This window comes from Actinotignum sp. usb-actsch-rep-73, from assembly GCF_059082735.1.
The window spans coordinates 1-18,739 of sequence record NZ_JBHNPV010000073.1; the positions used below are offsets into that span (position 1 = coordinate 1).

Annotated in this window: 19 protein-coding genes; 16 read left to right on the forward strand and 3 right to left on the reverse strand. The window is 56.6% G+C overall.

What is annotated here, in order from left to right:
* Nucleotides 1-150 precede the first annotated feature (150 nt).
* The 14 genes from AC5RE1_RS05790 (at nucleotide 151) to miaB (ending at nucleotide 14,868) form a co-directional block, all read left to right on the forward strand.
* A complete protein-coding gene (locus AC5RE1_RS05790) occupies nucleotides 151-1,470 on the forward strand; it encodes a M16 family metallopeptidase (protein ID WP_493938450.1) in 1,320 nt (439 codons plus the stop codon).
* Between the two features lie 21 nt (nucleotides 1,471-1,491).
* Nucleotides 1,492-2,244: a 4-hydroxy-tetrahydrodipicolinate reductase gene (dapB, locus tag AC5RE1_RS05795; protein ID WP_103633544.1), complete on the forward strand. Its 753-nt coding sequence runs from the start codon at nucleotides 1,492-1,494 to the stop codon at nucleotides 2,242-2,244.
* Nucleotides 2,241-2,816, forward strand: a complete 576-nt coding sequence (locus AC5RE1_RS05800; RefSeq protein ID WP_006681720.1) for a GNAT family N-acetyltransferase — start codon at nucleotides 2,241-2,243, stop codon at nucleotides 2,814-2,816. Before dapB ends, AC5RE1_RS05800 begins: the two co-directional genes overlap by 4 nt.
* A 60-nt stretch (nucleotides 2,817-2,876) precedes the next feature.
* On the forward strand, nucleotides 2,877-3,773 hold the full coding sequence (gene dapA, locus AC5RE1_RS05805) for a 4-hydroxy-tetrahydrodipicolinate synthase (protein WP_006681719.1): 897 nt from the start codon (nucleotides 2,877-2,879) through the stop codon (nucleotides 3,771-3,773).
* A 53-nt stretch (nucleotides 3,774-3,826) separates the two neighbouring features.
* Nucleotides 3,827-5,518: a ribonuclease J gene (locus AC5RE1_RS05810; RefSeq protein ID WP_006681718.1), complete on the forward strand. Its 1,692-nt coding sequence runs from the start codon at nucleotides 3,827-3,829 to the stop codon at nucleotides 5,516-5,518.
* Between the two features lie 115 nt (nucleotides 5,519-5,633).
* Nucleotides 5,634-6,584, forward strand: coding sequence for a PfkB family carbohydrate kinase (locus AC5RE1_RS05815; protein WP_493938451.1), 951 nt, complete (start codon nucleotides 5,634-5,636; stop codon nucleotides 6,582-6,584).
* 125 nt (nucleotides 6,585-6,709) lie between these two features.
* Complete coding sequence (locus tag AC5RE1_RS05820) at nucleotides 6,710-9,487, forward strand: DNA translocase FtsK (RefSeq protein WP_179370502.1); 2,778 nt, start codon at nucleotides 6,710-6,712, stop codon at nucleotides 9,485-9,487.
* 18 nt (nucleotides 9,488-9,505) lie between these two features.
* Nucleotides 9,506-10,144 (forward strand): CDP-diacylglycerol--glycerol-3-phosphate 3-phosphatidyltransferase, encoded by a 639-nt coding sequence (gene pgsA / locus AC5RE1_RS05825; RefSeq protein WP_179370501.1) that lies wholly within the window; start codon nucleotides 9,506-9,508, stop codon nucleotides 10,142-10,144.
* A 158-nt stretch (nucleotides 10,145-10,302) separates the two neighbouring features.
* Complete coding sequence (locus AC5RE1_RS05830) at nucleotides 10,303-10,617, forward strand: helix-turn-helix domain-containing protein (RefSeq protein ID WP_006681714.1); 315 nt, start codon at nucleotides 10,303-10,305, stop codon at nucleotides 10,615-10,617.
* A 3-nt stretch (nucleotides 10,618-10,620) separates the two neighbouring features.
* Nucleotides 10,621-10,857 (forward strand): DUF3046 domain-containing protein, encoded by a 237-nt coding sequence (locus AC5RE1_RS05835; RefSeq protein ID WP_006681713.1) that lies wholly within the window; start codon nucleotides 10,621-10,623, stop codon nucleotides 10,855-10,857.
* A 217-nt stretch (nucleotides 10,858-11,074) separates the two neighbouring features.
* Complete coding sequence (recA, locus tag AC5RE1_RS05840) at nucleotides 11,075-12,169, forward strand: recombinase RecA (RefSeq protein ID WP_006681712.1); 1,095 nt, start codon at nucleotides 11,075-11,077, stop codon at nucleotides 12,167-12,169.
* A gap of 5 nt (nucleotides 12,170-12,174) precedes the next feature.
* Nucleotides 12,175-12,777, forward strand: a complete 603-nt coding sequence (locus AC5RE1_RS05845) for a regulatory protein RecX (protein ID WP_179370500.1) — start codon at nucleotides 12,175-12,177, stop codon at nucleotides 12,775-12,777.
* A 41-nt stretch (nucleotides 12,778-12,818) separates the two neighbouring features.
* Nucleotides 12,819-13,313, forward strand: coding sequence for a CinA family protein (locus tag AC5RE1_RS05850; RefSeq protein ID WP_006681710.1), 495 nt, complete (start codon nucleotides 12,819-12,821; stop codon nucleotides 13,311-13,313).
* 10 nt (nucleotides 13,314-13,323) lie between these two features.
* Complete coding sequence (gene miaB / locus AC5RE1_RS05855) at nucleotides 13,324-14,868, forward strand: tRNA (N6-isopentenyl adenosine(37)-C2)-methylthiotransferase MiaB (RefSeq protein ID WP_493938452.1); 1,545 nt, start codon at nucleotides 13,324-13,326, stop codon at nucleotides 14,866-14,868.
* Between the two features lie 113 nt (nucleotides 14,869-14,981).
* Here miaB and AC5RE1_RS05860 read toward each other — a convergent pair whose 3' ends face one another.
* A complete protein-coding gene (locus tag AC5RE1_RS05860) occupies nucleotides 14,982-15,536 on the reverse strand; it encodes a type III secretion system chaperone family protein (protein WP_179370499.1) in 555 nt (184 codons plus the stop codon).
* Complete coding sequence (locus AC5RE1_RS05865; RefSeq protein WP_006681707.1) at nucleotides 15,529-15,975, reverse strand: YbjN domain-containing protein; 447 nt, start codon at nucleotides 15,973-15,975, stop codon at nucleotides 15,529-15,531. Before AC5RE1_RS05865 ends, AC5RE1_RS05860 begins: the two co-directional genes overlap by 8 nt.
* A 149-nt stretch (nucleotides 15,976-16,124) precedes the next feature.
* Between AC5RE1_RS05865 and miaA the strand changes: the two genes are divergently transcribed.
* A complete protein-coding gene (gene miaA / locus AC5RE1_RS05870) occupies nucleotides 16,125-17,111 on the forward strand; it encodes a tRNA (adenosine(37)-N6)-dimethylallyltransferase MiaA (protein WP_179370574.1) in 987 nt (328 codons plus the stop codon).
* 10 nt (nucleotides 17,112-17,121) lie between these two features.
* Nucleotides 17,122-18,030 carry a diaminopimelate epimerase gene (gene dapF / locus AC5RE1_RS05875; RefSeq protein WP_179370498.1) on the forward strand — a complete coding sequence of 303 codons (909 nt, stop codon included), beginning with the start codon at nucleotides 17,122-17,124 and terminating at the stop codon, nucleotides 18,028-18,030.
* 55 nt (nucleotides 18,031-18,085) lie between these two features.
* Here dapF and AC5RE1_RS05880 read toward each other — a convergent pair whose 3' ends face one another.
* The gene (locus AC5RE1_RS05880) at nucleotides 18,086-18,703 is read right to left on the reverse strand and encodes a class I SAM-dependent methyltransferase (RefSeq protein WP_179370497.1); all 618 of its coding nucleotides are present in this window, start codon (nucleotides 18,701-18,703) and stop codon (nucleotides 18,086-18,088) included.
* Between the last annotated feature and the right edge of the window lie 36 nt (nucleotides 18,704-18,739).

Below are 18,739 nucleotides of genomic sequence, written 5' to 3' on the forward strand. Positions count from 1 at the left end.
TATTTTTCAGTCAATACTGCTCTGCCTGAACGTCTCCAACCGGTTGAGCATTGAGCAAGTAGACTCACACACGTGGACGTTGTGAACCTCCGCCTGAACAATCGGGGGAACATCGCGTTAACGGCCAGAAGAAAAGGAAATGGAAGACTCGTGAGCGAACCGATCGAACTGACACTCGATGCGATCGACAATCAGCTACTGGATGACATTGATGGCGATCTGCGACGGACAGTGACTTCGTTTGGTACGCGTATCATCACCCAGCACATTCCTGCCACGCATTCTGCTGGAGTCAGCATGTGGGTTCCTGTGGGATCTCGCGATGAAACCCCCGAAGTCGCAGGTTCGACCCACTTCCTTGAACATCTGTTGTTTAAAGGGACGGATACTCGCTCCGCTTTTGACATCGCCGAAAGTTTCGACCGTGTGGGCGGAGAAACGAATGCGGAAACCGCGAAGGAGCACACTGCATACTGGGCTCGCGTCGTTTCGACCGATCTCACAATGGCGGTGGGGACGATCGCTGACATGTTGACCAACTCGCTCTTGGATCCGGCAGAGTTTGAAATGGAACGAGGGGTCATCCTCGATGAGCTCGCGATGTCAAAAGACTCTCCGACCGAGAACGTCCACGAAGCATTCCATCAGGCAATTCACGGTGATACTCCGCTTGGTCGCCCGGTGGGTGGCACCCCTGACATTATTAGCGCTGTCAGTCGTGACAAGGTGTTCGAGCACTATCACCGCCACTATGCGCCGAACAACTTGATCGTTGCAGTTGCCGGCGATATCGAGCATGAAGCAGTCGTGAACATGGTGACCGATGCTCTGTCGGCGTCCAATTGGGCATCACAGCTGAAATCATCCAGCCGGCCTCGTCAGCGCCGCTCGAAGCTCGCAACCAACGAAGGCGTTCAGTCGGCGGAAATAGTGAGGCGTCGCGATGTTGAACAAGCTCACGTTGTGATCGGCACCAGGGGGTTTCGCGCACTCGCTGATGAATTCCCGACCTTTAACGTTTTGCTCAATGTGCTGGGCGGGTCGATGTCGTCGCGCTTGTTCCAGGAAGTTCGCGAGAAACGAGGCTTGGCCTACACGACCTACGCTTTCGGTTCGTCCTACGCGGAAACCGGTAGCTTCGGCATGTACGCGGGCACATCGCCGGCGAAGGTAGACGAGGTCGAAAAACTCATGCGGAGCCAATTGGAGTTGCTCGCAAGCGAAGGCCCGACCGCCTCAGAGATGGAGCGCGTACGAGGCCAAGTGCGAGGCTCCGTCGTGCTGGGCCAAGAAGATAACTGGTCGCGCATGATGCTTATTGGTCGCGCTGAAGTGTCTGGCCGATACAAGTCCATCGAACAAGCAATTGACGCGATCAACCAGGTGAGCGCTGAAGATGTGAAGGCCATGGCCACCGACCTTGCACACCGTGATTTCTCTCGTGCTCTCGTCCTTCCGAACAACGCCTAAAGACAAGAAGAGGAACTCATCATGATTCACGTAGCAGTCATTGGCGCTCAAGGCCGTATGGGCGCGACCGTCGTTGAAGCAGTGAACGGTGCAGACGACATGGAGTTCGTCGCTGGTCTTGATGCTTCGGATCAGATCACAGCCAGTAACCTTGGTGGCGCCGAGGTTGCCGTCGATTTCTCAACGCCGTCTGTTACTGAAGCAAATGTCCACGCACTGCTGGACGCTGGGGTGAACGTCGTTGTGGGCACAACGGGGTGGAGTGATGAATCCTATGAGCGTGTGCGCGTCCACGCTGAAGAATCTGGCCGTTGCGTCCTGATCGCACCGAACTTCGCGATGTCTGCCGTGCTGGCGATGAAGTTCGCTGCGCTGGCCGCCCCGTATTTCGAGTCCGCTGAGGTTATTGAAATGCACCATCCGAACAAGGTGGATGCGCCTTCCGGTACTGCGGTTGCCACTGCGAAGGGGATCGCAGCGTCGCGCGGAAAGGCCGGATGTGGTCCCATGCCTGATGCCACCCAGTCGGATCCACTGGGTGCCCGCGGGGGAGCCGTAGACGGCGTGCCCGTCCATGCTGTCCGCCTGCGTGGCCTGACAGCCTCGGAAGAGATCCTGCTGGGCAACCCTGGTGAACAGCTGGTGATCCGCACGGATTCCTTCGACCGTTTCTCTTTCATGCCCGGCGTTTTGTTAGGCGTGCGTGAAGTGAGCAAGCATCCGGGTCTGTCGATCGGCTTGGATACTGTCCTTGACCTGCCGGGGCTTCTATGAGCATCGACCTTGGTATGCCGGGAGCAGGTGCACCTCAGTCTGTTTCGAAGTTGCCCGACCGATCGGTTCGCCCCGCATTGGCTCAGGATGCGCCACAGATTGCGCGTATTCAGGCAGCCTCGCTCAAGAGGCTCTTCGGCGCGAGCGCACAGGTGGGCGAACAGGTTCTTGTGCAACAGTGGGCAACAACATTGACTGCTCCTGCTCCCGCTGGGTGCTTCACTCTTGTTGCCCTCCACGCCAACGTGGTCGCCGGTTATGCTCTGGTTGTTCCCGGCGATGATTTCACCGCCGGTGATGGTAGCGCCATTACGGGCCCCTCGTTAATTGCCGAAATGGACGTGGACGAAAGTTTCCGTCGAAGCGGACACGCCTCTCGCTTGGTGCAGGCGTGCGTCGATGTTTCGCGTGCGACCGCCCTCAGTACGTGGATTGATTCAAGGGACGAGGCCCGGATCCGTTTCTTCACCTCGTGCGGGTTTGGGCCGGCAGGGGTGAGGCGCACATTCCCCGACATGCCTGATGTTGTCCAACACCTGTGGTGGACTTCGACGCAGACACCTGACGAGTGATAGGCGTTCACCTAGTGAACTTTGGGCTGTTTCGATGCCTCCGCGTCATATGCTCAACCCATGAACTACACCCCGCGCCGTCTTTTCGGCTCCCTCGCAACCGCAATGGTGACCCCGTTTCACGCTGACGGGTCAATCGATCTCGACTCCGCGGTCCGTTTGGCGAAGAAACTCGTTGACGACGGGTCTGACACAGTTTTGCTGTCTGGAACGACTGGCGAATCTCCGACGACCCATCAGCCGGAGAAGGATGAACTGACGGTTGCTGTGAAGGAAGCTGTGGGTGACCGCGCGTTTATTCTCTGCGGTGCGTGCTCGAACGACACCGCGCACGCTGTGCGTATTGGTGAAGGGGCGCAGGCGTCGGGGGCTGATGGTCTGCTGGTTGTCTCCCCGTATTACAACCGTCCCTCTCAGATGGGTCTGCGTGCCCACGTTCGCGCTATTGCGGACGCAACTGATCTTCCCGTCATGCTCTACGACATTCCGGGACGTACCGGCTTGGCGTTCAGTGATGAGACACTGGACGACCTTGCCACCCACCCGCGTATCAAAGCTGTTAAAGATGCCACAGGCAACGTTGAACAGGGCGTCGAACGAATGCACCGAACTAAGCTCGAGTACTACTCGGGTGATGACGGCTTGAACTTCGCTTGGATGACCGGCGGAGCCTCCGGTTTCGTGTCGGTCGTGTCACATGTTGCCTCGTCGCACTATCGGAAGATGATCGACCTGCTGGATGCCGATAAGGTCTGGGAAGCCCGCGAACTTGCCTACTCGCTTCGCCCGCTGGTGGCTGCCATCATGGGCGGGGGACAGGGGGCTGTCATGGCAAAAGCAGCCCTGTACCTGCAGGGCGTCATTGAAACGCCGGTTCTGCGTCTGCCGTTGGTGGGAGCCTCGAATGACGAAATGGAATCCTTGAAGTCTGCGCTGAAAGTGGCCGAACTGCTCTGACTTGGGTCTGAGTGTTCACGGATTTCCCCTGAGGTCGTGGCACACTTAGACCTATGAAGTCCCTGTATGAGAACCTTTCCGAACCCGCACCCCTAGAAGAGGGCGCCATTCGCATCATCCCACTTGGTGGCTTGGGTGAAGTGGGCCGCAACATGAACGTGCTGGAGTTCGACTCCAAACTCCTCGTTGTCGACTGTGGCGTTCTTTTCCCTGAAGAAACCCAGCCGGGTGTTGACCTGATTCTCCCGGACTTCTCTTGGATTGAAGACCGCATGGACGACGTTGTCGGCATGGTCCTCACCCACGGTCACGAAGACCATATCGGCGGTGTTCCGTACCTGTTGAAACTCCGCGAAGACATCCCAATCTACGGTTCGGAACTGACGCTGGCATTCGTCGAACCGAAGCTTCGTGAGCACAAGCTGACCACCGACAACCTGCATGTCGTAGCAGAAGGTGACCGAATCACTATTGATGACTTCGATCTTGAATTCGTCTCCGTGACCCACTCGATCCCCGACGCTCTGGCTGTCTTTGTCCGCACCCCGGCAGGAAAACTACTGATCACCGGTGATTTCAAGATGGATCAGCTTCCCCTTGACTCTCGCCTGACCGACCTTCGTGCCTTTGCTCGCTTCGGTGAAGAGGGCGTGGACCTGTTCATGGTTGACTCCACGAACGCTGAGGTTCCCGGCTTCATCACTCCCGAACGTGAAATCGGCCCTGTCCTCGATCGAGTATTCGGTGAAGCTCCGGGACAGATCGTCGTTGCATCCTTCGCCTCGCACGTCCACCGCGTCCAGCAGGTTATTCAGGCTGCGGCGCACCACGGGCGGCACGTTTGCCTGGTGGGGCGCTCAATGGAACGCAATATGCGCATCGCTCAGGAAAAGGGCTACCTGACTATTCCCGAGGGCGTTATTGTCGATGCGCGCACCATTGAAATGCTTGAACCCTCCAAGCGTGTCTACATGGCAACCGGCTCGCAGGGTGAACCAATGGCCGCGCTGTCCCGTATGAGCCTTGGAACTCACCGTAGCGTCTCCATTGAGCCCGGCGACATGGTGGTCCTAGCGTCCTCTCTGATTCCTGGAAACGAAAACTCCGTCTACCGCGTCATCAACGACCTCATGCGCCTGGGCGCACGCGTCGTGCACAAGGCGAACGCGAAGGTTCACGTATCCGGCCACGCCGCTGCAGGCGAGCTGATTTACTGCTACAACATCGTGCAACCCACCAACGTCATGCCGATTCACGGCGAGGTCCGCCACCTGGTCGCTAACGGACAACTTGCCGTGAAGACCGGTATCTCACCCGACAACGTGGTGCTGGCAGAAGACGGCGTCTGCGTCGACTTGAAGGACGGCATGGCACGCGTCAGTGGAGCCGTTCCCTGCGAATACGTGTACGTCGACGGTCGCTCCATCGGCGAAATCTCTGAACACGAGCTTGAAACTAGGCGCACGCTCGGCTCCGAAGGCTTTATCTCCGTCTATGCCGTCGTTGAACACGATTCAGGTATGGTGCTTTCTGCGCCGATCATCCGCGCAATCGGTATGGCAGAAGATGATTCGGTCTTTGAAGAGATTCAGCCGGACGTCGAAGTAGCGCTCGCGGAAGCGGCGGCTCCCGGTGGAGTCGACCCCTACGTTCTCCAGCAGGCAATGCGTCGTGTGATCGGTCGTTGGGTGGCGCGCAAGCTCCGCCGTCGTCCGATGATCGTCCCAGTCGTTGTAGAACAGTAGAAGAGGCACACGTGGGGATCTCTTCACCGCACGAGCGTTTGAGGGGGTCCCTATCGCGTACTCTGGTGTCAGCAACCTCAACGAAGAGCCTCAAACTCAAAGAAGCGTGGAAGAAATGACAGGTCGTTTTATCTCAACCCACTCGGTGGTGCTTGTTCTTCCGATGCACATTTCACATTCACCGGTTCGTGGCGCTTCCATCCATGCCGATGCTTCTAGCTCGCGTCCCGGGGGTGGTTTTACAACCCTATCTGCGGTGGCAGCTCTCGGTATCCCGGCTGCGCTGGCTTCCCCGTTAGGCACTGGACCGAACTCGTTCACTGTTCGTCGTCAGCTTGTTGAAGCTGGAGTTGAGGTTCTTATTCCAGAACTGGTGGGTGACATCGGCGTCGCAATGCAGTTGATCGAACCCGATGGGTCGATGACCTCGATTGTGACGTCCGGTGTTGAGTCAGAGCCGTCGCGTACAGCGTTGGACTCTCTTGTTCTTACCCCTGGCGACTTGATCCATATTGCTGCCTCTGACTTGACGAATCCTCATTCTGCGAAGGTCCTTGCGGGATGGGCTGCAGCCCTGCCGTCATCTGTCACTCTTGTTGTGGCCGTTTCCCCGGCAGTTGAGCAAGTTCCCGTAGAACTATGGCGCCAGCTGTTGCATCGTACTGACGTCGTGACAATGAATGTCCGTGAATCGAACACCTTGGCGTCGATCCTCGACTCTTTTGAGCCCGGCACGGGAGTGCGTCACCTCATGCGACCCGAAGCTGCGCTGGTCCGTCGCACGGGCGCGTCGGGGTGCGAATTGCAACGCACACAGACTGATGAACCCGTTATGATCCCCGCCTACAAGACGCACGTCGTCGACACCGCTGGTGTCGGTGATACACACATCGCGACAATGTGCGCCACTCTGATCACCGGCAAAGACGTTGCGGAAGCATGTCGTATCGCGAACGCGGCTGCCGCAATTGCGCTCTCTCATGAATCTGCTCTTCCTGTTCCCTCACGCGAACAGATTGATATCGTCATGGAAACGGGAACAGTCGAGAGCCTCGCGGCACTGTAGAGACTGCACGTGCGCCTCTTTCTTCTATTCGCAGACGTGTCACGAGTGTGAGATCCGCGTGAGACTGCGCTTTAACGGCGCGCCGATCACGATTCGCCAGGTCTACGGGTAGCGTTTTGATCATCATGGCTAAAAGCAACCCATCTGCCCGAAATGGCTCGAACGCCAAGTCGCGCCAGCGCACGTCGAATCAGAAGCAGGCTCAACCCGAGATAACGGAGAAGCCGGGGCTCCTTGCCTCGTTCTTCTCAGCAATCGGGCGTGGCATTGCCTCGATGGTTCGCGCGTTCAATGCAGCTGATGTGCAAGTAAAGCGCGACGGCCTTGCGTTTGTGCTTCTTGCGCTAGCGATCGTTGTCGCCCTGCGCGAGTGGTTCCACATTTCCGGCCAGGCTGGGGATGTATTGCACCACGGGGCAGCCGGCCTCGTTGGTCTATTCTCTGTCGTTGTTCCACTGGCACTTGTCGCACAAGCCGTAGAACTCTTCCGCGCGCGCTCCGGAAACCATGCCTTGCCACACCACACTGCGGGTGGCATTGGGTTGACGGTTGCCCTGACCGGTTTGGTGCATATCAGTCAAGGAAATCCGGCATTCGATGACCTAGCAGCTATTGAATCGGCCGGTGGCATTATCGGCTGGTTTATCGCGCGCCCACTGACGCTTCTGCTGTCAGGGTGGGGGGCTGGCGGAATCCTCATTCTTTTGGGCATTTATTCGATCTTGCTGGCAACTCGTACGCGTGTTGCCGATGTTCCGGCTGCTCTCGCCTCCTTCTTCCGTTCGCTGACCCACCGCGGTGGAGAGGAAGAAATGAGCGATGAAGAACGTGCACGCGAACGCAGGCGTCGTGCGCGCGAGGATCTTGCTGCCGGCGATGATCCTTTCCTTGAACAATATGACGGTGATGAGTCGTTCCGTTCCCCACAGATCAGCGATGACCCGACGGTTGTCCTTGAGCAGGATGCGAATGCGGAAAAGTTTGTTGATAAGCCGGCGCGCAAGTCTCGGTTTGCGAAGAAGGCTGAGCTTTCCCCCGATCCGCAGGACATGCCAACTCAGGTGATTTCCCTGCCTGATGCGACTGCTGGCATCGATGGGCTGACCGCTGATATAGCGACCTCCGAAGTCGATGCGCGTGGGGGAGCGACAAATATTCCTGCTCCGCCGATCACCGATCCTCCTGCTCAGCCCGGTTTCCAGCCGAACTTGGACGATGCAATCACGTACACGCTTCCCCAGGCCAGTCTTCTTGTTGCCGGCCCGCCGCACAAGACGCGCTCCGAGGTCAATGATCAGGTTGTCAATGCGCTGATGCAGGTGTTCGCTGACTTCAACGTTGATGCGAAGGTCACCGGTTTTTCACGAGGTCCGACAGTGACGCGCTACGAAGTTGTTCTTGGTGCCGGCGTCAAGGTCGACAAACTGATGAACCTGACGAAGAACATCGCGTATGCGGTGGCTTCAGCTGACGTGCGTATCCTTGCTCCGATTCCTGGAAAGTCAGCGATCGGCATTGAAATTCCGAACGCTGACCGCGAAAACGTGGCGCTGGGTGACGTATTGCGTTCCGGCGCTGCTATGCGTAACCAGCATCCGCTGGTCGTCGGCGTGGGTAAGGACGTCGAAGGCGGGTACGTTGTCACGAACCTCGCAAAGACTCCTCACATGCTGGTCGCTGGCCAGACGGGTTCCGGTAAGTCGAGCTTCGTGAATTCGATGATTACGTCGATCATGATGCGTGCGACGCCCCAGCAGGTGCGCATGATCCTGGTTGATCCCAAGCGCGTGGAACTGACGATTTACGAAGGAATTCCGCACCTGATTTCGCCGATTATCACTGATCCGAAGAAGGCTGCTGAGGCTCTCGAATGGGTCGTGCGCGAAATGGATGCGCGTTACGATGATCTGGCTGAGTATGGCTTCAAGCACATTGACGATTTCAATAAGGCTGTGGCGTCCGGTCAGGTTCAGGCAAAGCCCGGTCTGCAACGCACGCTTCACCCGTACCCGTATTTGCTGGTGGTGGTTGATGAGCTCGCCGACATGATGATGGTCGCTCCGCGCGATGTTGAAGCCTCGATTCAGCGCATCACTCAGCTGGCGCGTGCCGCTGGCATCCACTTGGTGCTGGCGACGCAGCGTCCGTCTGTTGACGTTGTGACCGGCTTGATTAAGGCGAATATCCCCTCGCGTTTGGCGTTTGCTACCTCGTCCCTGACTGACTCTCGCACGATTCTCGACCAGCCGGGTGCTGAGAAGCTGATCGGTCAGGGCGATGCTCTCTACCTTCCTGCCGGCGCTTCGAAGCCGTTGCGCGTCCAGGGCGCGTGGGTCAGCGAGTCGGAGATTCACAAGGTTGTCGCGCACGTGAAGTCGCAGATGCAACCCACGTACCGCGAGGATGTGGTTGCGCCGGCGAAGAAGGTCAAGGTCGCCGAGGATATTGGCGATGACCTCGATGATCTGTTGCAGGCAGCTGAGCTGGTTGTTTCCTCGCAGCTGGGTTCGACGTCGATGCTTCAGCGCAAGTTGCGTGTCGGTTTTGCCAGAGCAGGTCGACTGATGGACCTGCTCGAGTCGCGTGAAATCGTCGGCCCATCCGAAGGGTCGAAGGCGCGCCAGGTGTTGGTTGCGCCCGAGCAGTTGCCTCAGGTGCTTGCCATGCTACGAGGCGAAGTAGAGACGCTAGACGAAGCAACAGAGGTCGTGCCTTCCATGGGTGACGAGACCGCGTCAACTGGTGATGGCGTTCCCGGCACCGATGTGCGCACTGGTGCGGTCGATGGTGCTATGTCGGCACCGGACCCATATTCAGGACATGATTATGGTGGGAATGCACCACAATGGGTAGATGAAGAGCCCGACGATGATGAGGACGCTTGGCAGCTGACCGGTCGCTAAGCCAAAAAAAGGGGTGCTATGGGAAGTAATGTTTCTCGTGTTGATCATGAACACCATGTTTCTTTATGGAACGTGCCCAATGTTTTAACCGTTTTCCGTCTGGTTCTGGTCCCGGTATTCATTTGGCTGATGTTCCTTGAGGCTTCTGCTGCGCGCTGGTGGGCTGTTTTAGTCTTCATGGTTGCTGCCGCAACAGATCAGCTTGATGGGCATATTGCGCGTTCGCGAAATCTCATCACAGACTTCGGTCGTTTGATGGATCCGATTGCGGATAAGGCGCTTACGCTGGGTGCATTCATCGTGCTCTCGATTGCTGGATTGTTGCCGTGGTGGGTGACGATTCTGATTGCTGTTCGCGAGCTTGGTATTACGGCTTTGCGTGCAGTTTTGTTGCGACGTGACATTGTTGTGTCGGCAAATAAGGGTGGCAAGCTGAAGACGGTTCTGCAGATTTTCGCGATCTGGTTGCTTCTGATTCCGTGGCAGTCTCTGGGTGCTTCGTGGCCCGCATATGCTTCGCTGACCCACGGAATGCTGATCTTCGGTTGGGTTGTCGCAGGCCTGGCATTGGTGATGACTGTCTGGTCTGGTCTGGTTTATGTTGTCGAGGGCGCGAAGCTCTGGAAGGCAAGCTCACCTCAAGTTGAGTCAAAGTGACTCAACTTATTTAATGGTGAGACACACTTCGCCTTTCGCGTCTTATCGTTGAAATTTCGCGGATAATGTCCGCATTTCTTGTGCTATCCAGTCGGTGGGTTGGTCTTATCACGTGGTCTGCACGCGCATTTCTATATGATGGGGGATACTCTTTTCTTATGAATGCTTCACTGACTACCGCACCTTTATTGAGGACTGAGCTTGGCGACGTCCTGCGTGGTATCCGTCAGCGTCAAAAGCGCACGCTCAGAGAGGTCTCTGCCGGCGCTCAAGTTTCGCTGGGATATCTGTCAGAGGTAGAGCGCGGTCAGAAGGAAGCGTCGTCAGAGTTGCTTGAAGCTATTTGCGAGGCCCTCGATGTCCCGCTGTGGTTTGTTCTGCGTGAAGTCTCTGACCGCCTTGCCGTTGTAGATGGCGTTGTCGTTCCGGATACTGTTCCGGATGATCTTGTCCCTGTTACCTTGATTAGCTGACGCGTGAAGGTATCTGAATTCTGGGAGGGCGTTGACGCTGTCTTTGGGGCGACGCTCGGTCGTTCATACACGTCTGACCTCTATCTCACTTCGCTACGTGGAACGTGCGAAGAGGCTCTTGATCGCGGGGTTGCTCCTCAGGAAGTGTGGGATGCGTTGGTCGATGAAGCGGGTGTTGATCCGTCTATGAAGTGGATTCATCGACTGGATCAAAAAGAGCGACGTAGGTCTCGTTCGTAGCTTTCGGCGCGTCGCCCGAAGGTGTAGAACACCTGTTCCATATATCATTTCTTATAGATGGCGCATTTTGCCCCCACTTATCCACAGGTAAGCAGGTGTGCAATGTGGTTTGCCCATGGTCAGGCATATCGTCATTGTGTGTCCTCGGAGAGGGGATCACACTTCAAAGGCCAGAATAATCGTCAGCCGGTGAGGCTCGGATCTTAAGAAGGACATCATGGCAGGTCGCAAGAATGCACCCGTGTCTGCTCCCAAGGGAAATGACCGCAACAAGGCGCTCGAAGTAGCGCTTTCTCAGATTGATAAGCAATTCGGTAAGGGCTCTGTCATGCGCTTGGGCGACGACTCGCGTCCGCCGGTACAGGTGATTCCCACCGGTTCGCTTGCTCTGGATGTTGCTCTCGGCATCGGTGGCTTGCCACGTGGTCGTGTCATCGAAATCTACGGACCCGAATCCTCCGGTAAGACCACCGTTGCTCTCCATGCTGTCGCCAGCGCTCAAAAGGCTGGCGGTAACGCAGCGTTCATTGACGCTGAACATGCTCTTGACCCGGTATATGCAAAGGCACTGGGTGTGGATACGGACGCTCTGCTGGTTTCTCAGCCCGATACCGGTGAACAGGCCCTTGAAATTGCAGATATGTTGATCCGCTCCGGTGGTATCGACATTATTGTTATTGACTCGGTTGCAGCCCTCGTTCCTAAGGCTGAAATCGAAGGCGAAATGGGCGATTCCCATGTTGGTCTTCAGGCTCGCCTGATGAGCCAAGCACTTCGTAAGATCACGGGTGCGCTTTCTGCCACTGGGACCACGGCCATTTTCATTAACCAGCTACGTGAAAAGATCGGCGTATTCTTTGGTTCTCCCGAAACGACAACGGGTGGCAAGGCTCTGAAGTTCTACGCATCGGTTCGCATTGATGTTCGTCGCATTGAAACCTTGAAGGAAGCGGGAGCCCCGGTCGGTAACCGCACGCGTGCCAAGGTCGTGAAGAACAAGATGGCGCCACCCTTCAAGCAGGCCGAATTCGACATCGTCTACGGCAAGGGCATCTCGCGTGAAGGTTCGATTATCGACATGGGTGTTGAGGCTGGCGTCGTGCGTAAGTCGGGATCCTGGTTTACTTACGGGGACGATCAGCTTGGACAGGGCAAAGAAAACGTCCGTCAGTTCCTGATCGATAACCCTGAACTTGCCACAGAGATCGAAAACAAGATTCTGGCAGCCCTCGGAATCGGTGAACCACTTGAGCCCGAAGATGAAAACCAAGATCTTCCTGACATCGATCCGATGGAAGACGCAGGTTTCTAACACCAATGGTTCGTTATCTGGATCCTGAAGATCATCCGGAGCTCGAACGAACGTGCAAGGCGCGCTCCTCAGTCGGAGAGCGTCTTGCGCGCTTAAAAGAGAAGAATGCTGCTCTGACGGGCACTGAAGCGATCGAAGCGGCGCGTGAAGTTGCTCTTCGACAGCTTGATTCTCGGAGTCGTTCGACTGGCGAATTGCGTAGCGCTATCGTCGCAAAAGGTTTCTCAACCGAGACTGTCGACGAAGTGATCGATCGCCTCCAACAGGTTGGGTTGGTTGATGATGCTGCTTTTGCTCGCATGCTTGTTCATGATCGTTTTGAACTTGGTGGGAAGACCGGGCGAGCACTCGTTGAAGAACTACGACGTAAAGGACTGTCGCGCGCTGACATTGAGCAAGCACTTGCTTTGATAAAACCTGATGATGAAGCGAACAAGGCATTCGATCTTGCCTTGCGAAAGCGCAGGTCAATGGGCAGTGTCAGTCGCCAAGTTGCCTATCGTCGGCTGGTTGGTATGTTGAGCAGAAAAGGGTATTCGCCTTCGGTTGTCTCAAGTGCCGTCTTGCAGGTGCTTGCTGATGACGTCGAAGCTGAAGACAACGAATAGCACACCATGCTTTGTGGCTGTGCGTTGAGTGGAAGAACCTCATGCCTGTAGAAGAAGCAGTTGAACTGATTCAACAATGCTCACTGAATCATGTCACCGTCAGCGTTGCTGAATCACTGACCGGTGGAAAACTGTGCTCCACATTGGTTGATGTGCCGGGAGTATCAGCTGTCCTTCTTGGCGGAGTGTGCACCTATGACACCAAATTAAAAGCTCAGATCCTGGGTGTTGATCCCAGCCTGTTACAGTCATTCGGTCCCGTTGACCGGCGCGTTGCAATTCAAATGGCGCGCGGAGTCTGCGAGCTCACTGGTTCAGACCTTGGCATTGCAACGACGGGGGTTGCTGGTCCCGGACCGCAGGGACTTCATCCTGCCGGAACCGTGCATGTCGCCTGCGTGATGGGCGCTGTTGAGCGCCATCGCCTCTTCCACTTCATGGGGGACAGGGAAGCGGTACGCAACCAGAGTGTTAGTGCAGCTCTCAGCCTTGCCCACGATGTTCTTCACTTCACCCGAACCGATGGGAATGATTAAACTGTCCGCGATGGAAACGAATATAGACGAAGCATCTCAGGTAGCTCTTCCGCGCACCTATGCGATTAAAACGCTGGGATGCCAGATGAACGTTCACGACTCTGAGCGTATGGCTGGCTTGCTGGAAGAAGCTGGACTCATCCCGGTTGACCGTGTTCCTGCAGCTCAGGCACGAGCAACTGATGCCGGTGACATGGGTGCCGACGTTGTTGTTATCAACACCTGCTCGGTTCGCGAGAACGCTGCGACGAAGCTGTATGGCAACCTCGGTCAGCTCGCGTCGGTAAAACGTGAACGTCCGGGCATGCAGATCGCCGTCGGTGGATGTCTTGCGCAACAGATGCGTGACGGCATTATCGATAAGGCTCCATGGGTTGATGCAGTGTTTGGAACACACAATATTGATGTGCTCCCCGCCCTGTTGAAGCGTGCTGAACACAACCGCAAAGCTGCTGTCGAAATCGAAGAATCGTTGAAGGTCTTCCCGTCGACTCTGCCCACTCACCGCGAATCCGCGTACGCTGCGTGGGTTTCAATCTCCGTGGGTTGCAACAACACGTGCACCTTCTGCATCGTTCCTCATCTGCGCGGTAAAGAACGAGATCGTCGTCCAGGAGAGATTCTGTCCGAAGTTCAGGCGGTCGTCTTAGAAGGTGCGATCGAAGTGACGTTGCTGGGACAGAACGTCAATTCATATGGTGTCGGTTTCGGTGAACGAGGCGCATTCGCCTCTCTCCTTCGCTCAGTGGGGCAGATCGAGGGTCTCGAACGCGTACGTTTCACATCACCTCACCCGGCTGCCTTCACGGACGATGTGATTGCGGCGATGGCTGAAACTCCTACCGTGATGCCCAGCCTTCATATGCCACTTCAATCTGGCTCCGATGCGGTGCTTCGTCAGATGCGACGTTCCTACAGGCGCGAAAAGTTCATGGGTATTCTCGAAAGAGTCCGCGCCGCGATTCCCGATGCTGCGATTACGACAGACATCATTGTTGGCTTCCCCGGTGAAACCGAAGAAGACTTCCAACAGACGCTGGACGTTGTCGAACAGGCTCGATTCTCGTCAGCGTTCACGTTCCTCTATTCCCCGCGTCCGGGTACGCCAGCTGCCGATCGTGAAGACCAGGTTCCCGATGATGTCGCACTGGAACGCTACAAGCGCCTCGTTGCTCTTCAAGAGCGAATTTGCGCGGAAGATAATGCTGCATTGGAAGGCACCACGGTCGAGGTCCTGATCTCTGAGGGCGACGGTCGTAAAGATGGTGAAACACTGCGCGTTACCGGGCGAGCCCGCGATAATCGCTTGGTGCACGTTGCTTTGCCGGAGGGCATCAGCGAAGCAGATAAGCCACGTCCTGGCGACATGGTGACCGCTACCGTCACTCACGGCGCCCCGCACCACTTGATCGCAGATTCGGCTCTGACAGGTGGTGGTCTATGGACTATGCGCCGTACGCGCGCAGGCGATGCATGGGAGCGTCGCCAAGCTCATGAGGAAGACGAACGCGTGTCGTTGGGTATTCCGAAGATCCGCGTGGGACGACCTCACTGAAACTGCTCGGTTCCCTATAGACGCATAGCAGGTGTGCTCCGCTCGACGAGCGATGCGCACCTGCTATTTCGTTTCGCGAATCGCGCACCAATCGTGTGCGCACTGATCAAGACTTACGCGTGTGCCAGCAAAGCCGGCATTTCGTTCAATGCTTGCAGTGTCACTCCCAGTCCGCGACGCACCATCGCATGGATCTGACGGTCTGACATTCCCTTGCCAGCGAAGAAACGGGTCGCCAAGATAACGACCTTGCTATCTTCAGTTTCAAGAGCGAACGTGGTCGGCTGAAGATGGTCGACGTTCCACTTATTGGTGAGTTCGTTCAGGCGAGGCATGTCGAGCTTAGCTGCTCTCTCAGCGTCGAGCTCCATGCGTGCTTCGATCTGAATCCACGGCGAATCTGCTGGTTCGCGGTGAATCTGGATGCGAGCACCCTCAACATCAGTGATAACAACGAATTCGTTTGAGCCGTGGGACAGTCCATCTCCAGCAACAACGTTTTCAATTCGTTCAATGCTGACCTCAGAAACCTCGGTACCCCACTTTTCAGCGGCTTCATCAGCTTCCATGCCCGGTGCCGGCGTAGCGGTCTGGGACAGGTGCTGGATCGGTGACTCGGTCAGTGGTGAGGCGCCGTCACCCATCGAAAATGACTTCCATTCAGGCATTGGAGGCCTCCTTTGTCCACGGGTCAACGTACATCTGGTCAAGACGGTTTTGGACCGCGATGGATGCGAGCACGAACTGCTGGACCTCTTCTGCCAGCTGCTCATGAGTCGCCCCAGCTACCCAGTTGAAGCAGTGGAAGAGGCGGATACCGATCATCCCTTGCTCGCTGGTGTAGGTTGTCGCCTTCGGCACGTATGTTGAAGCGTTCAACGTGCGCATTGTTTCAAGCAGAGCTTGCTGGTGCGACGGGTGGAAGAAGCGGGGGTAGTCGACAACGCCCTGTGCTGGAGACGTGGGCGGGACGATGAATCGGATTGTACGGTTTGGAAGCAGAGCAGCAACTTGATCCTTGGACGAAATGAAGGGGAAAACGCCCATGTCTTCAAGTGCGCGTGCAATGCGGTCGATGGTGACCGGATCTGTTGTTGTCACACTCATACTGCTACCTTACGGGGTTTGGTAGACGGCGGGAAATAGGAAGTGCCATTTAGACTGAACCCATGGCTGACACTCATTCTTTAATCCCAAGCGCTGATGCGCGCTGCACCACGTCTGATGCTCAGGTGGGGGATTGTGAGAGCCAGGCGATGACTCTAGCGAATCCGTCGCAACTGATTGTTGCTGTTGTTGGACCGACAGCGTCGGGCAAGTCTGATTTGGCTCTGGATCTTGCCGAAGAATTGGGCAGATGCTGGGGAGCAAATGGCGGTCAGATCGTGAGTGCTGATGCACTTCAGCTGTATCGGGGCATGGATGTTGGCACGGCGAAGACGCCGCTGGAGGAACGTCGCGGGATTCCTCACTATCAACTCGATGTTCTCGACATCAGTCAGGAAGCGTCGGTTGCCCACTATCAGAGGCATGCGCGAGCGGACCTAGAGGCGATCCACGGCGAGGGAAGCGTTGCGATCGTTGCCGGCGGTTCGGGTCTTTATCAACGTGCGTTGCTCGATCATATTGAGTTCCCTGGAACAGATCCGAAAGTACGCTCTGCACTGGAAGAAGAAGCGGAAGGCCCGCTGGGCAGTCGGGGGCTTCATGGCAAACTCGAGGCCCTCGATCCGGTGTCTGCTTCTCGCATTGATCCGCACAATGCTCGTCGTATTATTCGTGCCCTCGAAGTCATTGAACTGACTGGCAAACCCTACTCGTCGCATATGCCGGTCAAAGAGTTCGTGAAGCCGTCTGTGATGATCGCGATCCGCCGTGACCTCGATGAATTGGATCGACGCATTGTTCTTCGCACCCAGATGATGTTTGATGACGGTCTGATTGAAGAGACTCGCGCCCTGATCGATCAGGGTTTGCGCGATGCGAAGACGGCGTCAAAGGCGACGGGGTATGCCCAGGCAATTGCGGTGATCGATGGGCAGATGAGCATCGATGAAGCGAAGGAATCGATCGCTATCGCGACCAGGCAGTTGGCCAGGCGTCAGATCAAGTGGTTGCGCCCTGACCATCGCGTGATCTGGATCGATGCCGAAGACGGAACCTCGAAGAACGACCTGCTGGACCGGGCACTGAAGATTGTCCAAAAAACGGCGGACGACTACGCCGGCGCGCAGACCCACTAGCGTTAACGATATGACTGCTCTACGTCCCTCCACTCGTATTGCGAAAGCCCACGGCACTGGGAATTCTTTCGTTGTCTACACAGATGCCGATGACACAAACGATATCGATGCTGTAGAGGTGCGTCGTCTCTGCTCGCCTGCGTTCGGTATCGGCGCTGATGGGCTGATGCGTGCCGTCATGAAGGATGGTCGCTGGTTCATGGACTACCGCAATTCCGACGGGTCGATCGCGGAAATGTGCGGCAACGGTATCCGCGTCTTTGTTGATCATCTGCGCCGCGAAGGCCTGATAACCGATGAGGAAATTGAGGTGGGCACCAGAGGGGGAGTTCGCACTGTCCGCGTTATCGATCAGGGGGGTGAGGCCGAGGTCCTGTACCGCGTTGACATGGGTCCGGCTCGATCCAGTGGAACGGCCGACATTGACGTGACGATCCCGGGCATTGAGCAGACCCTGCGCGGAGTATATGTGGATATGCCGAACCCACATACGGTTGTCGCGCTTGCGGGCGAAGAGGAACTCCACAACATTATCTTCCCGACCACTGATGCGTCCGAAGCCCCCGAGGTTATGCGCCCCACCTATGCGCCCTCGAATGAGCGCGGTACAAACCTTGAAGCCGTCGTTGACCTGACCGGCCCGGAGGATCAGAGTGGCCACATTCGTCTGCGCGTCCTTGAACGCGGAGTGGGTGAGACCCTTGCGTGTGGCACGGGATGTTGTGCGTCGGCCCTTGCAACGGCTATTCGTCGAGGTGAGGGAGCGCCGGCCTCGTGGATCGTTGACGTGCCGGGAGGTCGCGTGTGGGTTGATCTGGACGATGTCCTGAGCTGGGAGAACGGTCAGCCACATGTCACCGACGCTTCAGTGATTCTGACCGGTCCTGCGACTCGCGTTGCTACATTCGAACTCGTCTGAGCCTGTTTCTCTCGCTCAAAGGTCTGCGTCACCCATAAAAAGTGGGGGCAGAAGTTCAGGCGCCCGAACGAACCTTGATAATGCGGTAGCCCTTCTTTGACGCGTACTTTTCAGCGTCGTATCCGCGGCCGTTCAGCCATGAAATGAGGGAATCGGCGCCAAGGTTTCGCTGCACAACAAGATAAGCGACACCCGTGGGGCTCAGGCGGTCGAGCCACCGCACCAGCAGAGCATGCAGAGCCTCTTTGCCGATACGGATCGGCGGGTTTGACCATATGACGTCAAAACGAACGTCATCGGTGGTCACGGCTGCAAGGGCCTCGTCTTCGCTCATCGCGCGCACATTGGTGCAACCGTGAGACGTGGCGTTCCGGCGCGTGAGATCAATCGCCCGATCGTTCACATCAACAGCCCAGACGGTAGCTTCAGGCGCTTCCTTTGCCATTGCCAGAGCAATCGGACCCCAACCGCATCCCACATCAAGGAAAGTGCCGGTGGCGGGAAGGCAAGGAGCTTCGGCAAGAAGCTGGCGAGTTCCTAAATCCAGACGGCTGGTCGAAAACACCTTCGATGAGACGGACATGTCGAAGTTATGGCCTCGTACGCTGTAGGTCAGCTTCGATATCTCGTCGGCGCGAGCAGGGCTGGAATGAGAAAAATACTGTTGATTCACGCTCTTTAGCCTAGCGGGTTGACTGCCTGGCAACGA

Bases quoted from the DNA above. Each gene is read 5' to 3' on its own strand.
- pgsA (WP_179370501.1), top strand. From the start codon at position 9,506: ATGGGAAGTAATGTTTCTCGTGTTGATCATGAACACCATGTTTCTTTA.
- AC5RE1_RS05845 (WP_179370500.1), top strand. From the start codon at position 12,175: ATGGTTCGTTATCTGGATCCTGAAGATCATCCGGAGCTCGAACGAACG.
- miaB (WP_493938452.1), top strand. From the start codon at position 13,324: ATGGAAACGAATATAGACGAAGCATCTCAGGTAGCTCTTCCGCGCACC.
- dapA (WP_006681719.1), top strand. From the start codon at position 2,877: ATGAACTACACCCCGCGCCGTCTTTTCGGCTCCCTCGCAACCGCAATG.
- AC5RE1_RS05820 (WP_179370502.1), top strand. From the start codon at position 6,710: ATGGCTAAAAGCAACCCATCTGCCCGAAATGGCTCGAACGCCAAGTCG.
- AC5RE1_RS05850 (WP_006681710.1), top strand. From the start codon at position 12,819: ATGCCTGTAGAAGAAGCAGTTGAACTGATTCAACAATGCTCACTGAAT.
- AC5RE1_RS05830 (WP_006681714.1), top strand. From the start codon at position 10,303: ATGAATGCTTCACTGACTACCGCACCTTTATTGAGGACTGAGCTTGGC.
- recA (WP_006681712.1), top strand. From the start codon at position 11,075: ATGGCAGGTCGCAAGAATGCACCCGTGTCTGCTCCCAAGGGAAATGAC.
- AC5RE1_RS05810 (WP_006681718.1), top strand. From the start codon at position 3,827: ATGAAGTCCCTGTATGAGAACCTTTCCGAACCCGCACCCCTAGAAGAG.
- miaA (WP_179370574.1), top strand. From the start codon at position 16,125: ATGACTCTAGCGAATCCGTCGCAACTGATTGTTGCTGTTGTTGGACCG.
- dapB (WP_103633544.1), top strand. From the start codon at position 1,492: ATGATTCACGTAGCAGTCATTGGCGCTCAAGGCCGTATGGGCGCGACC.
- AC5RE1_RS05815 (WP_493938451.1), top strand. From the start codon at position 5,634: ATGACAGGTCGTTTTATCTCAACCCACTCGGTGGTGCTTGTTCTTCCG.
- dapF (WP_179370498.1), top strand. From the start codon at position 17,122: ATGACTGCTCTACGTCCCTCCACTCGTATTGCGAAAGCCCACGGCACT.
- AC5RE1_RS05860 (WP_179370499.1), bottom strand. From the start codon at position 15,536: ATGCCTGAATGGAAGTCATTTTCGATGGGTGACGGCGCCTCACCACTG.
- AC5RE1_RS05865 (WP_006681707.1), bottom strand. From the start codon at position 15,975: ATGAGTGTGACAACAACAGATCCGGTCACCATCGACCGCATTGCACGC.
- AC5RE1_RS05800 (WP_006681720.1), top strand. From the start codon at position 2,241: ATGAGCATCGACCTTGGTATGCCGGGAGCAGGTGCACCTCAGTCTGTT.